This is a genomic window from Treponema zioleckii (assembly GCF_014737315.1).
Lineage (GTDB): Bacteria > Spirochaetota > Spirochaetia > Treponematales > Treponemataceae > Treponema_D > Treponema_D zioleckii.
Genome location: NZ_JPUF01000003.1, coordinates 65,783 through 82,162, shown reverse-complemented (window position 1 = coordinate 82,162; position 16,380 = coordinate 65,783). Strand labels below are relative to the sequence as shown.

Annotated in this window: 19 protein-coding genes and 1 tRNA gene; all 20 read left to right on the top strand. The window is 38.5% G+C overall.

Going from position 1 to position 16,380, the window contains the following annotated elements; genetic code table 11:
* Positions 1-64 precede the first annotated feature (64 nt).
* Positions 65-1,819 carry an apolipoprotein N-acyltransferase gene (lnt, locus tag JI65_RS01850; RefSeq protein ID WP_191013671.1) on the top strand — a complete coding sequence of 585 codons (1,755 nt, stop codon included), beginning with the start codon at positions 65-67 and terminating at the stop codon, positions 1,817-1,819.
* Between the two features lie 58 nt (positions 1,820-1,877).
* Entirely contained in the window at positions 1,878-2,606 is a 729-nt protein-coding gene (locus JI65_RS01845) for an energy-coupling factor ABC transporter ATP-binding protein (RefSeq protein ID WP_191013670.1), read from the top strand.
* A gap of 81 nt (positions 2,607-2,687) precedes the next feature.
* Positions 2,688-3,170 carry a transcriptional regulator NrdR gene (gene nrdR / locus JI65_RS01840; RefSeq protein ID WP_191013669.1) on the top strand — a complete coding sequence of 161 codons (483 nt, stop codon included), beginning with the start codon at positions 2,688-2,690 and terminating at the stop codon, positions 3,168-3,170.
* Between the two features lie 88 nt (positions 3,171-3,258).
* Positions 3,259-3,331 (top strand) — tRNA-Met (locus tag JI65_RS01835).
* A 160-nt stretch (positions 3,332-3,491) separates the two neighbouring features.
* The gene (gene argF, locus JI65_RS01830; protein WP_191013668.1) at positions 3,492-4,445 is read left to right on the top strand and encodes an ornithine carbamoyltransferase; all 954 of its coding nucleotides are present in this window, start codon (positions 3,492-3,494) and stop codon (positions 4,443-4,445) included.
* Positions 4,446-4,557: 112 nt separating this feature from the next.
* A complete protein-coding gene (locus tag JI65_RS01825) occupies positions 4,558-4,980 on the top strand; it encodes a hypothetical protein (protein ID WP_191013667.1) in 423 nt (140 codons plus the stop codon).
* Positions 4,981-5,081: 101 nt separating this feature from the next.
* Positions 5,082-6,068 (top strand): DHH family phosphoesterase, encoded by a 987-nt coding sequence (locus JI65_RS01820; RefSeq protein ID WP_191013666.1) that lies wholly within the window; start codon positions 5,082-5,084, stop codon positions 6,066-6,068.
* A 332-nt stretch (positions 6,069-6,400) separates the two neighbouring features.
* Complete coding sequence (locus JI65_RS01815) at positions 6,401-6,946, top strand: hypothetical protein (protein ID WP_191013665.1); 546 nt, start codon at positions 6,401-6,403, stop codon at positions 6,944-6,946.
* Positions 6,927-7,328, top strand: a complete 402-nt coding sequence (locus JI65_RS01810) for a hypothetical protein (protein WP_191013664.1) — start codon at positions 6,927-6,929, stop codon at positions 7,326-7,328. Before JI65_RS01815 ends, JI65_RS01810 begins: the two co-directional genes overlap by 20 nt.
* Positions 7,329-7,365: 37 nt before the next feature.
* Positions 7,366-7,992, top strand: coding sequence for an RdgB/HAM1 family non-canonical purine NTP pyrophosphatase (rdgB, locus tag JI65_RS01805; protein ID WP_191013704.1), 627 nt, complete (start codon positions 7,366-7,368; stop codon positions 7,990-7,992).
* A 196-nt stretch (positions 7,993-8,188) separates the two neighbouring features.
* Entirely contained in the window at positions 8,189-9,049 is an 861-nt protein-coding gene (locus JI65_RS01800) for a flagellin N-terminal helical domain-containing protein (RefSeq protein ID WP_191013663.1), read from the top strand.
* Positions 9,050-9,538: 489 nt separating this feature from the next.
* Positions 9,539-10,393, top strand: a complete 855-nt coding sequence (locus tag JI65_RS01795) for a flagellin N-terminal helical domain-containing protein (RefSeq protein WP_191013662.1) — start codon at positions 9,539-9,541, stop codon at positions 10,391-10,393.
* A gap of 158 nt (positions 10,394-10,551) precedes the next feature.
* Complete coding sequence (locus JI65_RS01790) at positions 10,552-10,950, top strand: flagellar protein FlaG (protein ID WP_191013661.1); 399 nt, start codon at positions 10,552-10,554, stop codon at positions 10,948-10,950.
* Between the two features lie 50 nt (positions 10,951-11,000).
* Complete coding sequence (gene fliD, locus JI65_RS01785) at positions 11,001-13,079, top strand: flagellar filament capping protein FliD (RefSeq protein ID WP_191013660.1); 2,079 nt, start codon at positions 11,001-11,003, stop codon at positions 13,077-13,079.
* A 42-nt stretch (positions 13,080-13,121) separates the two neighbouring features.
* Entirely contained in the window at positions 13,122-13,712 is a 591-nt protein-coding gene (locus JI65_RS01780) for a hypothetical protein (RefSeq protein WP_191013659.1), read from the top strand.
* A 3-nt stretch (positions 13,713-13,715) separates the two neighbouring features.
* The gene (locus JI65_RS01775; protein ID WP_191013658.1) at positions 13,716-14,336 is read left to right on the top strand and encodes a hypothetical protein; all 621 of its coding nucleotides are present in this window, start codon (positions 13,716-13,718) and stop codon (positions 14,334-14,336) included.
* Positions 14,293-14,787, top strand: coding sequence for a PilZ domain-containing protein (locus tag JI65_RS01770; RefSeq protein ID WP_191013657.1), 495 nt, complete (start codon positions 14,293-14,295; stop codon positions 14,785-14,787). The genes JI65_RS01775 and JI65_RS01770 overlap by 44 nt, the downstream gene beginning before the upstream one ends.
* A 119-nt stretch (positions 14,788-14,906) precedes the next feature.
* The gene (locus JI65_RS01765; RefSeq protein WP_191013656.1) at positions 14,907-15,179 is read left to right on the top strand and encodes a hypothetical protein; all 273 of its coding nucleotides are present in this window, start codon (positions 14,907-14,909) and stop codon (positions 15,177-15,179) included.
* The gene (gene tsaE / locus JI65_RS01760) at positions 15,170-15,631 is read left to right on the top strand and encodes a tRNA (adenosine(37)-N6)-threonylcarbamoyltransferase complex ATPase subunit type 1 TsaE (protein WP_191013655.1); all 462 of its coding nucleotides are present in this window, start codon (positions 15,170-15,172) and stop codon (positions 15,629-15,631) included. Before JI65_RS01765 ends, tsaE begins: the two co-directional genes overlap by 10 nt.
* Before the next feature lie 25 nt (positions 15,632-15,656).
* Entirely contained in the window at positions 15,657-16,343 is a 687-nt protein-coding gene (tsaB, locus tag JI65_RS01755) for a tRNA (adenosine(37)-N6)-threonylcarbamoyltransferase complex dimerization subunit type 1 TsaB (protein ID WP_191013654.1), read from the top strand.
* The last annotated feature ends 37 nt before the right edge of the window (positions 16,344-16,380 follow it).

Sequence of the window (16,380 nt, the reverse complement as noted above, 5' to 3'; positions counted from 1 at the left end):
AACCAAATTTGCACGTACAAAACATCTAATTTCTCAAATTTTTTATTCAGTTTTCGCGTCAATAATGCTTTCATTTGCTATTCCAAATGAATTTTTACTGTTCGGCTCGCCATTCATCGGATTTTTTTCTCTAACCCCGCTTTACATCATGCTTTCAAAAGCAAAATCCTACAGGGAAGCATTCTGGCTCTGCTTTTTGAACGGAGCACTCACCCACTTTCTTTCAAGTTTTTGGCTCGGAAATTTTATGGGCTACGCGGCCTTTACGCTCGGAGCGTCGGGGATTGGCACAGGATTCGTAGAAGGATTTCTTTCATTTTTCTTCTATTATTTTATCGCAATTTTTACAAAACAAACAAAACTCGAAGAAACTTGCGGAAAGAAAACTTTTTTTCTTCAATTCAGAATAATCTGGTTCGCCTCGCTGTATTCCGTCTGGGAATGGGTAAAATCAACAGGATTTTTAGGCTATCCGTGGGGCACAGTTTCCATGACGGCATTCAAGTGGCCGCTCATAACGCAAATTGCAGACATTACCGGCGTTTACGGAATAACCTGGCTTTTTGCTTTTTTTTCTGCAATTATTGGCGAAGGTTCACTTATAATAGAAAACTTTTCAATTTCTGAAGGAAAACCGCAGCTTGCGGACGCATACAAAAAGATTTTTTCCGTCGGTGCGGTATTTTTAGGAATCACGACATTCTACGGAATCTATCAATACACCTTGCAAAGAGTTCCCGTAAAATACATGAACACAGTTTTTGTACAGCAAAGTCGTGATCCGTGGGAAAAAACTGAAAAAGCACGCGCAGCAACAATAACTCTTTCACAAAAACTTTCGGAAGAAAAAATCACCGAATTTGCGGACGAAGGAATAACTACAGATTTGGTCGTTTGGAGCGAAGCCGTCCTTCAAAAAAGATTTCCTAAAAAGTCAACTTTGAATTATTACGCAACATTCCCGGAAGACGAGCCACTTTTTGATTTTATAAAACGCATGGGCACTCCGTTCATAATCGGCGGACCATACGTTTTGAATGACTGGCGCCACGAATATGGAAATTCGGCATTGCTTTTTGACCGAAACGGCATCCTTTCTGGCTCATACCAAAAAATGCACCTCGTTCCATTCGCAGAACTGATTCCTTACCGTCAATTTGATTTTGTAAGAATTCTCATAAAAAAACTGGCAGGATTTTCATACGGCTGGACACCGGGAAAAAAGCCTGTACTTTTTGAAATTCCACTTTCAGGACCGTATTCGTCCCCAACGCCAATCTTCTCGCTCGTGCCGGACTCAAAAAAAGAAAAAACTACTTCGGTAAAAATTTCAACGCCAATCTGTTTTGACGACAGCGCAGCAGAAGTCTGCAGGGCACTTTTTTTTGCAGGAAGCGAGATTTTTGTAAACATTACGAACGATTCTTGGTCAAAAACCGATTCTGCAGAAATACAACATTTTGTTGTCGCGCATTACCGTGCAATTGAATACAGAACAACGCTCGCACGCTCCGCAAACGCAGGTTATTCTGTAGTCGTTGACCCCGCAGGAAAAGTTCTGGCGGACATGCCACTTTTTACCCCCGATGCAATGGCAGTCAAAGTTCCGATTTTCGAACGAAAAATCACGATTTACGCAAAATTCGGAAATTGGCTTCCAGAAATTTGTGCGATTCTTGCAGCCGCATTCATAATTTATTCAGAATGCAGAACAAAAGAAAAAATTGAATACATTTCCACAGAATGTCTCGTAAACGGTTTTTGGCTCTCGGAACTGGAAGAGCAATGGAAGGTTGACTGGACGAATTGGAATATATAAAATTGTAAACCTTATAAAATATTTTTAGTTTACAATTATTTTTGACCGGAAACAAAAAATGAATAAAAAGAAAATAGAAGTAACTCACGTAAAAAAATCTTATGCCACCGCCGAAGGAAAAAAAATCGCTCTTGATGACGTTTCTTTTTCGATTGACGAAGGCACGCTAACAATCATTGGCGGCGAAAACGGTTCTGGAAAAAGCGTAATGATGAACATAATTGCAGGTCTTGAAACTCCTGATTCTGGCACGGTAACAGTTTTTTCTAAATCGGGATTAGTTTTTCAAGAGGCCGACACGCAGATTCTTGGAGAAACTCCCCGTGAAGATATTGCCTTTGGGCCAAAAAATCAGAAGAAATCGAAAGTCGAAATCGAACGCACGACACAGCGCGTTCTTGAGCAGGTCGGTCTTACGAACAAAGCCGATTTTCCGGCAAGATTTCTTTCTGGAGGCGAAAAACGACGTCTTGCCGTAGCTTGTATGCTTGCAATGGACTTGCCGATCATAATTTTTGACGAACCATACGCAAACCTTGATTTTGGAGGAGTAAAACAAGTTAACGCACTTATCAAAAAACTAAAATCAGAGGGAAAAACTATCATAATTTTGAGCCATGAACTTGAAAAATGTCTTGGTCTCGCAGATCGTTTCATCGTACTTTTTAGAGGAAAAAAAGTTTTTGACGGCACTCCAAAAGACGGTCTAAAAGAAAAACTAGAAAAATGGAACATCCGAAATCCCCTAACCGCATACACCTCAGTTTCGGAGCTTGTATGGGAATAAAAAAATAAAAAATACAATTAAAAATACTTGACACTTTAATTCGATTTTATAAGATAATGAAACTTCGCGAGGTGAAAAAAAATGAGATGCCCATATTGCGGTAGTTTAGACGATAAAGTTATAGAATCCAGAACGATGGCAAACGGGGAATCAATCCGCCGCCGCCGAGAATGCGTTTCATGCGGATACAGGTTCACGAGCTACGAAAGAATAGAAGAAAAACCTTTCATGGTCATAAAACGAGATGGAAGAAGACAGCCTTTCGATGTCTCAAAGCTTGAAAAAGGAATTCAGCGCGCACTCGAAAAACGCCCGATTGCCACAACGATGATAGAAAACATCGTAAACGAAATCGAAGACAAGGCGATTATCAAAGGCAAAACCACGCACGAAATTTCAACCACGGAATTAGGCGAACTGGTTCTAGAAAGGTTGCATGAATTGGATAAAGTTGCCTACATACGTTTTGCGTCAGTTTACAAGCACTTCGAAACCCTCGATGAGTTTATAAACGAAGTCGTAAAACTCGGAACCGAACACACGGAAGAAACTTCAAAAAACTAATTCTTCCTAAAAAAATGATTTTTTTTGATTTTTTCTTTGATTCATATTGACACAAAAGAATCAAATTGATAATATTAACACATCGTTTGGGGGCATAGTCCAGCTGGTAGAACACCGGACTCATATTCCGTATGTCATAGGTTCAAATCCTATTGCCCCTAAAGTTTATAAAGCTAGCTTTTTAAGATTAAATCTTTAAGAGCTAGCTTTTGTTTTTTATGTGCTTCTTTGTCGTTTTCATAAAAAATCGTTATGCTGCAACAAACGGAATTCTGCGTTATCCGTAAATTCCGTCAAATTATAACAAAAAAGGAGACTCCCATGATTCAAGCTGAAAAATTCGACACGCCTTTCAAAGGTCGTTCGCTTCTCACTTGGGTTGACTACACCCCAGAGGAAATTCTGCAAATTCTTGACTATGCATTTTTGGTAAAAAAACAGGCACATGCCGGCGAAGTGCATCAACGTTTTCTCGGAAAAACAATCGCATTGATTTTTGAAAAACGCTCAACAAGAACACGTTCCTCTTTCGAAACAGCATTTGGCGAAGAAGGCGGTCATCCCGTATTCATGTCTACGGATGATATTCAGCTTGGAGGCAAAGAAAGCGTAAAAGACACGGCAAGAGTACTCGGAAGAATGTTCAGCGCAATAGAATTCCGCGGATTCAAACAAGAACACGTCCAGCAGCTTGCGGAATATTCCGGAATTCCTGTAATCAACGGTCTTACCGACGACTACCACCCTACTCAGGCACTTGCCGACATTATGACTCTCAAAGAAAACTTCGGCACTCTCAAAGGACTAAAATGGGCATTTTGCGGAGACGGACGGAACAATGTCGCTCGTTCTCTGATGGTCATTTCGGCAAAACTTGGAATTGACTTTGCAATTTTCAGTCCAAAAGAACTCTTTCCGCCAAAAGATATTCAGGAAATCTGCGCACCGTTCGCTCAAGCCAGCGGTGCAAAAATCGAAATTTCAGATAAAATTTCAGTTGTAAAAGGAGCAGATTGCCTTTATACTGATGTATGGGTTTCGATGGGTGAAGAATCACTCAAAGACGAGAGAACCCGACTACTTTCACCGTATCAAGTAAACAAAGATTTGATGAAAGCGACAGGAAAGACAAACACAATCTTTATGCATTGTCTTCCAGCCGTCATCGGTCAGGAAGTTACTTCGGATATTTTTGAAGGTCCTGCAAGCAAGGTGTGGGATCAGGCAGAAAACCGCAAACATACGATAAAAGCAATTATGCTTGCGCTTATTTAGTTTTTACCCGTTTTTTATGAAATTACAAGGTATAAATAGAAAACGCTAATAAAACGAACTGCGCATTCATATAACAGGGTTCTAACGGGAAGAGGGGTAATAGGAGTTTTTTATGAAAAGATCATTTATTCTTTCAGCATTGCTTTTTTCAGTGGTTTTGTTCTCAGCTTCTTCAAAAGATCCTAAAGATTACAAATATCCATTCCAGGAAGCAAAAGTTAGTTACCACAACGTGACCGTTTACAAAGTCCTTGACCACAAAGACGCATACGTTGTTATGTATGCAAAAGGACACAGAGATGTTGGAACGGTTACAGTTCCAAAGAAATGGTATGACGAGAAACCTGCAAAGTTTTCTTTCAGACCGCTTCCAAAAGGAATGACATCTTATATGACTGTTATTTCAAAGGAAGGTTCTTTCAATCATCTGATTTTGACACTCCCAACAGACCATGCAAACAAAGTTTGGGGCGTAGCAGACAGTAGTGTTCAGATTTCAGATGCTGACAAAGATACTTTTGAAATTGCTTACTAAGCTATAAATAAATAATTTTTTAAGACAAGAGCTGTTGTCTTCATGGAAAAATCGCATGATGATGACAGCTCTTATTTTTTCTAAATCTTTTTGGAGTAATTATGCAAATCATTTCTGATGAAAAAATTAAGGAATTTTCAGCATTTTTGGATTCCCACAATTTTTTTTACGTAATAGGGCACAAAGAACCTGACGGAGACGCGATTTTTAGTTGTTTGGGCATGGAGACACTCCTGAAAACAAAAAAACTTGAATGTCAACTTCTTTCTGCAGGGCCTTTCAAACGCACCGAAATAAAAAACAAGGCTGAGTTTTTTACAAATACGCCAAAACGACTTTCTGACGAGGAGCGCAAAAAAGCAGCCCTCATAATCCTCGACTGTTCGGAGCAAAGCCGGCTCGGAGACATTTATGGCGATTTGTCAAACCTTGACACCTACATAATCGACCACCACAAAACAGCCGAGGCGACGCAGAACAGCATCATCGACGCGACCTCACCGGCCACAGCGTGCCTAGTCCAGCAGCTTTACGAAAAAATAGTTGGTGTTCCGTCAAAAGAAACCGCCGAACAACTTTTCTTTGGACTTTGCACCGATACAGGTTATTTTAGATTCTTGGGAACTGATTCAGCAGAAGTTTTTAAAGGGGCGGCAAGACTCGTAGAATGTGGTGCGAACCCAAGAAGCACTTACGAAACAATCACAGGCGGGCGAGCTTACAATACAAGAAAATTGCTCGGCATAATGCTCACGCGCGCAGAAAGATACTTCAATAACAGCCTGGTCGTAACCTACGAAACGATGGACGACACAAAAAAACTCGGTCAGGAAGGACGCGACAGCGACGCACTTTATTCATTGCTCCTCGCAACAGAAGGCGTAGAGGCAGTCCTTTTCGTGCGGCAAGACACAGACCACTCATGCACGGCAGGCTTCCGTTCCCGCGACAAAATAGACGTAAGTGCCATTGCCGCAAAATTCGGCGGCGGCGGACACAAAAATGCAGCGGGTTTAAGTGTTGAAGGGCAGCTCGACGAAGTAATTCAGATGATTTTAAAAGAATTCAGCAAAACAATGATGCAATAATTTTTCCAACCACTCTCTTAAACCGAATAAAATAGTTCAAACAAAAACTTGCAAAATCAAGCAAATCCCAGTTCAATTTTGCAAGTTTTTTGTTTTATTTTGCAAGAATTTGCAAGATTCAGTTTGAAAAATTGTAAGAAATTGCAAGAAAAAGCAAACTTTTGCAAACTTTTGTTTGATTTTGTTAAAAAAAGTTAAATTTTCCAAGAAAATCTGCTCAAAAATCAAGAAAATTCACATTTTTTTCATGTTTTTTCACTTTTTTTATTCATTTTTCAATCTTGGCACGGAAATTGCTATAAGAACTGTATAAAAAAAAAGGAGTTATTTTCATGGAAAAAATCAAAATCAACGAGATTCCGACACTCGTAAAAAACGGAGAACTTTCTTTAAAAAAAGCCTGCAACCGTATTTGGGAAGATATTTATTTTAAAAAGAATTGGTACAACCTAAAAAATCTAAATGAAGACCAAATCAGCGATTTTCTGCTCGACTCACAAAAAAAATTCCCGCAAATCATCAACTCATACAATCCCGGAACACTGGAATTCAGATGTTACGTTTACAGCTGCATTCATTTCCTAAAAATAAAATGGCTCAAAAAATATTTTGAAAAACAAGAAGAAGAAAAAAATATCGAGTACGTCATAAAAGGCGAGAACTGTCTGGCTGCAGAACCGACAAGTTTGCAAGACGAAGTTTTCGAAATGCCAAAAACAGAACAGAATCAACAAACCGAAACAAAAGCTGAATCAAAAAAAATAAAAATAGGCAAAACTCGCAGTTTTGATTCTCGCCTGCAAATCATGCCACGAAATCGACGAATCGCTCATCTCAAAAGTTGCCAATTTCACAGGAATGGGCATAGAAGAACTTGAAGAAAAAATCGCAAACCTGAACAAAGCGACTGTAGAAAAATCAGACAGGAGGGACTTGTTAATCGCACGACGAAACAAGGCTTTCTATAATCAAAAAAAATATTTTATCAAAATGCAAAAAGAGGATTGCGACTCCCAGACTTACGAGGAACTTAAGAAAAAATATGAAATGCAATCAGAAATATGGAAAAAACAAAACGAACGATTGAATAAAAAATTCGTTCTTTCGCCAACAAATACAAAAATTGCCGAAGAACTAGGAATTGACCGGCGAAAAATTTATTTCTGTATAAATCACACAAAAAGCGAAGAGTATCTTGAATTTTTCAAAAAACTTGTAAGAGACGAAGATGAGAAAAATGATGATAAAAAAGAAAGTTAAGTGGACTCGGAAAAATCAAAACGATATGATTTTTGATATGATTTTATATTTAGCAACTGGAAACAGACACAAACAAAAAGAGATGCAGGAAATTCTCAGAGATTACGAAATAAGAATTCCTGCGGATGACGGAATCGACTTTAATCCCGAAGAAACAGGCTTAACTTTCTACGAAAACAGTATGATAAAAGCCAAAGCTTTGTGGAATATTGTCCGCAAACCAGTAATTGCCGACGATTCAGGTCTTTGCGTTACGGCACTAAACGACGAGCCGGGGATTTACACGTCCAGATACGCCGGTCCTGATTTTGTGCATGGCCGCCCTGACGGCTCAAAAATTTCGCAGGAAGAGCAGAACAGGCTCCTGATTGAGCAGCTTAACACAAGCGGCTCAAAAGACCGTTCTTGTCATTACACTTGCTCGATCGTCCTCTATGTCGCAAAAGACAGATTTTTCATTGCTCAAGAAACATTCGAGGGCGAATTGATTGAGTCAATTGACAAGGCTGCCGGAACAGGGGGCTTTGGCTACGACCCTATCGTATATCTTCCGGAATACGGAAAAACCGTTGCAGAAATCACGGCAGAAGAAAAGAACAAAATTTCTCATAGGGGAAAAGCCGTAAAAGAGATTGCAGAATTTTTAAAACAAATAAAAATTTAAATTTTTATTAAAGGTTCTAACGTCTATTGCCGAAACTATAAACGACAAGTCATGTGCGGTAAAACTTCGTAGGAGCTTCCGCACAGACAAGTCAAGATATGTAAAAGGAGACGGATGTAGCCTTGTAATACAGATGTTTCCTTTTACTAGCAGACAGAAAGGATTCTGTCCGAAAATTTCCACGGAGGAAAAAACTATGGTCATTAACCACAACATGTCAGCTCTCTACTCAAGCCGTCAGCTTGGAGTAACAAACTTGAGTCTTTCTAAAGACATGGAAAAACTTTCATCAGGCGAAAAAATCAACCGCGCTGGTGATGATGCTTCAGGTCTTGCAGTATCTGAAAAAATGCGCGCTCAGATCAGAGGTTTGAACAAAGCTTCTGAGAACGCTCAGAACGGAATCAGCTTCATCCAGACAACAGAGGGATACCTCCAGGAAACAACTGATATCGTTCAGAGAATCCGCGAGCTCGCTGTACAGTCTTCAAACGGTATCTATACTGACGAAGATCGTATGCAGATTCAGGTAGAAGTTTCACAGCTTGTTGCTGAGGTAGATCGCATCGCTTCTCAGGCACAGTTCAACGGTATGAACATGCTCACAGGACGCTTTGCACAGTCAACTGGTGAAAACGCAGTAACAGCTTCTATGTGGTTCCACGTTGGAGCTAACATGGATCAGCGCGTTCAGGTTTTCATTGGAACAATGACAGCTGCTGCTCTTGGAATCCGCGAAGTTGGAACAGAAGAGAAAATCTCTCTCTCAACACCGGAATTGGCCAACCGCGCAATCGGTACTATTGACGAAGCTCTCAAGAAGATTAACAAACAGCGTGCAGACCTTGGTGGATACCAGAATCGTCTGGAATATGCAGTTAAGGGCGTAAACGTTGCTGCAGAAAATCTTCAGGCATCTGAAAGCCGCATCCGTGATACAGATATGGCTAAACAGATGGTTGACTTCACAAAGAACCAGGTACTTAACCAGGCTGGAACTGCTATGTTGGCTCAGGCTAACTCTCAGTCTCAGACAGTCTTGTCTTTGCTTAGATAGTACTGTATAATCAAATTATTGGAACGGGAATATTTTTATTTCCGTCCAATAATTTTGCGGTGTTTTTTTCTACTTCACTTTATTTACTCTAAAATCTCCAAAAAACATCCAAAATTCAAATTACAATACGTAATTATCCCAAAAATATATATGACAAAATTTTTTAATTGTGTTATATTATATTTAAAGATGCTTTTCAGTGATTTTGCTGATGCATCAAAATTAGTTCTTAGTTGAACTAGTCGTTTTTGATAATTATTTAGTGCGTATTTAGACGCATTTTGTTCTTTGAAAAATTTGTCATTCATGTGTCTGTAACAGCGTGAAAAGTTATTATTTGTACCCTAAATTTTCACAGACGGGAATATAATAACGTTTCCTGCTGTCATAGGTCTAAATCTGGATATGAAGGCGCAAAGTCATAGCCAGCCTGCACAGACAGGACTTGTAGCATGAAGCTATAAAGTTTAAATCATGGAGGACAATATTATGGTAATCAATCACAACATGAGCTCAATGTATGCAGACAGAACATTGGGAGTTAGCAACGACCAGTTGATGGGAAGCATCGAAAAGCTCAGTTCAGGTCAGAAAATTAATCGTGCTGGAGATGACGCTTCTGGATTGGCAGTATCTGAGAAGATGCGTTCACAGATTCGCGGTCTCAATCAGGCTAATAGAAATATTCAGAATGGAGTTTCTTTCATTCAGTCTACAGAAGGATACTTGCAGGAAACACAGGATATTCTTCAGAGAGTTCGTGAATTGGCTGTACAGTCAGCTAACGGTATTTACTCAGACGAAGATCGTATGCAGATTCAGGTAGAAGTTTCACAGCTTGTTTCAGAAGTTGATCGTATTGCTTCACAGGCACAGTTCAACGGTATGAACATGCTTACAGGTTCATTTGCAAAAGAGTCTGTATCAGGACGCGTTATGCAGTTCCAAATCGGTGCTAATATGGACCAGAACACACGTGTATATATCGGAACAATGACTGCTCAAGCACTTGGTCTTAAAGGTGCACAGGGAACTGACGAGCAGCTCAGCATTTCTACACCAGAGTCAGCAAACGCTTCTATTGGCACTTTGGACAACGCTCTTAAAATCGTTTCTAAGCAGCGCGCAGATCTTGGTGCTTACCAGAATCGCTTTGAGATGGCTGCTCAGGGAGTTGGAGTGGCTGCCGAGAACCTTCAGGCCGCTGAATCACGTATTCGTGATACAGATATGGCTTCTGAGATGGTTGAATACACAAAGAACCAGATTCTTACACAGTCTGGTACAGCAATGCTTGCACAGGCTAATAGCCAGTCACAGAACGTACTCGCATTGCTTCGCTAGTTTAGCTTTTGATGCTAGGCTGGTATTAGATTGAAAAATATCTAATAAAAAAATCATTGATCTAAATTGAGAGACAACTGGATGTCGTCTTTTACTTAGATAAATGTAGGGAAAAGAGGTGCGCCCCCCTTTTCCCTTTTTTTCAGGAGGAAAAACCTATGAATATTGGAAGTTCACAGAAACTACAATCAACATTGGTTATGGCAACGGATGGCCACACAAACACTTTCTCCAGAACAATAAATACTCCTGTGCAGCATGGGCAACTTGTAAGAATCGAAAAAGGCCCAATGGCTGACGTGGAACAAGTTGTTCAGAGACTGAAAAGTAATATTGCAAAAGATAAAGAAGATGCAATTGAAGTTCAAAAAGTATCAGAAATTGTCTTAGGACGAAAAGTTCAGTTTAATGTAAATCAGGATATTGGACAGGTAGTCGTTGCAATAGTTGATCCCCAAACAAATAGAGTCATTAAGGAGATACCTTCTGCTGCTGAGCAAAATCTGAAGGCAAAAATGAGAAGATCTACGGGTCACTTATTTAACGTCTTGGTTTAAGGCATAATTTCTATAACTCTGCCCTACTCAACGCAGAAATAAAATATAATATGGCTGAAATTTCAATACCTGGTGTCAGTGACAAATATAAAACCAAAGACTATATCGAAGCATTGATGCAAAAAGAGAGGCTTCCGCTCACACGTGAGCAGGAGGCTCTCGATAGGTATAAAGAACAGCAAAGTGCTTGGCGAGGCGTAAATCAACGAATGACGTCTCTTAGGGAAAGCACAAAGACCTTATACTCTTTCGATAATCCTTTTAACAATAAACTTGCAAATTCTTCTGATGAACGAGCAATAACAGCAGAAGCTGGACGAGAAGCTGCATATGATTCAATAAAAGTGGATGTAATAACAGAAGCAAAGGCGGATCGTTTTTTATCATCGGAACTTGAAAAAAATTCGCAAGTACCAAAAGGAAAATACACTTTTAAAGTTGCAGAAAAAACAATCTCTTTCAATTGGAAAGGTGGAAAACTCACCGATTTCGTAACGGCATTAAACAAACGCGGAAACAACACGATAAAAGTTTCATTGGTCGGTGTTAGCAACAATAAGCAGGCATTACTGATTGAGTCCCTAAAAACAGGGGCAGAAAACAACCTTATTTTTCAAGATGACGCACTTTCCTACGCTTTGGCAAATAATATCGTTGAAAAAAGCAAAAAAGATGTTACAGAATTTGGCTCAAGACTAGAAGAATTGTCAAATCCAGCAATCGAAGAACCAATGCCAGAAATCGAGCAAGACGGAATGCTCGAAATGACAACAGAGCAAGTGACGATTGACACAGAAACAAAAAAAATCATCTTGCCCCCTCGCTCAGGCTTTACGATTCAAATAGATCCAAAACTTACAGAAATCACATCAGAAAGAATCGACTTCAGTTATTCTCTTTTGGAAACAGAAGATATTACCGAAGAATTGAATATAAAACGTACTACGCGCCCAGAATTACCAGATGCAGGCAATGCAAAATATGACGAATTAATCGTACAAAATCAAGCAAGCGAGACAAGCTTACCTCCAATTCCAGCCGAGCCACTCGTCCCGATTTCAGGGGAAGCGGATTTTTATGTACGCAACAAAAACGGAAGCGAACTTCCAATAAAAACCGATTCGTTTGCCGTAGACCCGAATACAGGCGAAAGGAATATCTCAATATCGGTCAAGGACTTTCCAGATATTGACAGTGTCGTCGTGCGCAATCGAAATACAGGAACGACAATTTCAATGACGCCTTTGAGCGTTTACGATGAAAAAAAGAATCTAGGTTACTCGCCAATAAATCCTGTCAGTGAAGCAGGTGATGCAATAATAAAATACAATGGCATTACAATTAACCGACCAAATAATAAAATTGACGACGTAATTCCTCACGTAACTCTGAATGTCCATCAACCAACAGAAAAAACGGCAACAATCGACATCACTTCCGATAAGGAATCTGCAAAAGATGCTCTTATTCAATTTGTTGGAAATTATAATCAAGTAATTTCAGAAATGAATATTTTGAGCGAAAATAAACCTGAAATCGTTAGCGAATTAAGTTATCTTTCAAAAGAAGAGCAAGAAGACGCTAACAAACGCCTCGGAATGTTTCAGGGAGATTTTTCTTTGTCGAATGGCAAAACATCTTTAAGGAACATAATTTCGGGGAATTACAAGTGGTCTGACGAAGCGACAATTACAATGCTCGCACAGATAGGCATTTCTACTCGCGCTTCAGGAAACGGCGGAGGTTCTTACAACGCTGCTCAAATGCGCGGGTACCTTGAAATCGACGAAAAAAAATTAGATTCAGTGCTCGACTCCGATATGGAGCAAATAAAAAATCTATTTGGTTTTGACTCCGACGGAGATTTGGTAATCGACTCTGGAATTGGATTTGCACTCGACAAGCAGTTAACCTCGTGGGTTCAAAGTGGTGGAATCATTGCAACAAAAAATGCAGGAATCGACAGTAAGATTTCTCTTTCTGAAACTAAAATAAAAAATCTGGAATCTCAAATGGGCTCAAAAGAGTCTCAGCTACGCCAAAAGTACAGTCAAATGGAAGGAACTCTTAATAATTTGAATGCACAATCAAATTCATTAAGTAATTTTGCAAATAGTAGAAATCAGTAGTACAATATAAAAAATATAAAATTGATTTTATAGGAAAGAAGAATGGAATTTTTTATTAACAACAATAAAGCAGATATAACGATTGAGAACGAAAAAACTGTCGGTGATGTTTTAAAGGCATTTGAGTTGGAGTGTTCAAAAAACAAGGCCACAACAACAGGAATTATTTTAAATGGAAAAACAATCACCGCTTCCTCTTTTGATGATGCTTGCAAGCAGCCATTGGAGGACTCAACGAAACTTGAATTCACAGTTGTTTCACTCGAGGATATAAAAGCGACTTTAAGAAATGAAGCTGAGCAGAGCGTTCAAATATCAGAAAAACTGCTTGAATTGCCAGTAAAATTGCAAACAGGCAAAGATAGCGATGCCAGCAACTTAATAACAATGTTGGCCGATTTTATTGACAGTTTCTGCAGAACAACTTCTCTTTCAGCCTTATTTCCAGAAGACTTTGAAAATTTCAATATCGGTAACAAGAGTATTGGTGATTTCTTTGCTGATTTCACTCATATTCTTGAGGATTTTAAGCAGGCCATTGAGGCAAAAGATTTTGTGCTTATGGGAGATTTAGCAGAATACGAAATAAGTCCAAGACTCATAGCAATTGCTGATGCAATTAAGGAGCTTTAAATAATGATTTCTCAATTTTTATTGCAAAGCGGCAGTCCTCTTGATGCTCGAACGACACTTCCGGTTTTTAAACTTCTTGTTATCGGTGGAATTATTGCCATAGTCATAGGAATTCTCTATTTAGTTTCAAAGTATATTTTTTCATACAGGAATTCCGAAGCTTACATGGAACGCAAAAAAAACAAGCCCTCGACTCTTGCTGATATAAATGAGCTCGGAAAACTTGCAAGCATGACAAAAGAAGAAAAAAATATTCTTTGGGATGTCATAAAGGACAATAAAAGTCCTAACATTCTCTTTTCCATAAAGGACTTTGATTTTATGGAGTCTTTATTCAAAGAAAAGTATGATGCTCTAAATGAAGCAAATGATGAAGAAAATAAGACCATACTCTTTTCATTGCGAAAAAAAGTTCTAAAAACTTTCAAACAGCAGATTATAATAAAGAATTCAAAAGGAATCGAATCAACTACGGTATTCACGTATACCGCAAAAAAAGGTTTTCACCACAAACTCGTTCTCCGAGAAAATACGCCAGAAGGACTTATTCTTTCCATGCCAAGTTCATTGCAAGGAAGTGATGAAAAACCTGCCCCACTCTCAAAAATTTCTTTTTGTTTTTGAAGCTAAAGGCGGATATCCTTACGAATTTGACACGCGCGTAGTACGCTATCAAAGTGTTAAACAAAATGAAGAGCAAATGATTGTAGTTCATACAGACAGAATCCTTCCGTTACAGAAACGAATGTCTGAACGATATGAACTTGACAAGCCTTGCAAGTTTTCTTCTGTAAATGTGACTCCCGATGCATCAAAAAAAGGAAAATTAAACTACATTCCAGCCGATAAAGAATATGAGGGTGTTTTGGCTGATATTTCAACCGGAGGTTGCCGTATAACGACAAATTTACCTATAAAAGCCGAACAATATATCTATATTAAAGGTTGTTTTAATGGTAAAATTGAAGATACAGCAATCGGTGCAATTGTAAGAACAACAAAACGAAGTGATAATATTTATATTTTGCACATAAAATTCTTAAAAAATTGCCCCTGCAGCTGTAAACAGGATTGAAGCACTTGTATGCGGATATGAATTATTAGATTAGTCATTTCCCATGTTAGATTATAAGTCAATTCTTATGCCTAACAAAATCTAAGCAGATAATCGAATAATTGATAGGATAACTTAAGATGAAAGTATTAGAATTGAATCAAGTAAGAACGGATGATAATTATATTTATTACAGACGAAATTATACGGCTTTGGCAAAGTTGGAATTACTCTCTAAGACTTTGGATATAGGAATTTCATTTACTATTGAAACAGGGCCTTTCGGCGACAAGGTTATTTATGTAGACCTTGCACCTGGAGTTGATTTGGATTATCCTATCATTCCTGTAAAATCTGCAATAAAAAACTATATTTTGATTATGGATAATGAAGGCAAATTGCCATGTGCTTAAAAGATTTAAAGACACTTAATTTTCACACAAAATCTGCTGAAGAAACAATTGAATTAGGCAAAAAAATAGGCAACATGCTGAGAGGTGGCGAAATTATCGCAATGCAAGGAACTCTTGCAGCTGGGAAAACAACAATAACCAAAGGTATTGCATCAGCACTGGGAGTAAAAGACACTATCACGAGTCCTACTTTTTGCTTAATCTCTGAATATGAAGGAAAAATTCCTTTGTATCATATGGATGTATACAGACTCGACAGTGGAGAGGATTTTATAAATCTCGGCGTAGAAGACATAATTTATGGTAAAGGAGTTTCCATCATCGAATGGAGTGAAAAGGTAATGGAAGAATTGCCAAGAGAAACCATAATATTAAAATTAGAGCCAATTGAAAGCACGACAGAACGCAACATCACTATTACGAATTGGCCTTATGACGAATTTTCAATTTAAAAATCATTCTATTTGGGACTAAAAAATGAAAGCATTAGCAATCGACTCAGCGGCTTCATGCATGATTGTTTCCGCTAAAAATGACGAAATCTCTTTTACTGTTTCTATAGATTTAGGAATGAAACAATCTCAGAAAATTTTACCAGCAATTGACTATGTTCTTAAAGAGGTAAATCTGAGCATAGCTGATTTGGATTATCTAACACTTTGCTCAGGTCCTGGAACTTTTACAGGATTACGTTTAGCATTTTCCGCATTAAAAGCCATCGAACTTTCGGCAAACATTCCACTTTACGGAATTCCGTCATTAGACGTTTATGCCTATCCCTATTCGCTTTTGCAGGGTATCGTTGTATCTGTAATTGATGCAAAAAAGAATCAGTTTTTTGCGTCGATTTTTAAGAATGGCAAAAATATAAAAGAAGCCGAAGACACAACCGCAGAAAATGTAATTCATTTTTTGGAAACGATGAATTTATCAAAAGAAATTCCAATTTACATTGTCGGACCAGATGCTGAAATCTTCGCCACAGAACTAAAAAATACAAACCAAAATCTGAATATTGTTTTCTTAAAATCTCAACCGTCCCCTGAAAAGGCTCTTTTTGAACTAACAGAAAAGATGATTGAAAATAACGCACCTTCATTAAACGATTATGACGGTCCGATTTATTTGCGAAAGAGTGAAGCAGAATTGGCTTTAAAAAACTAAAAACACCGATGTCGCTCCAAGATTAATTAAGTTTATT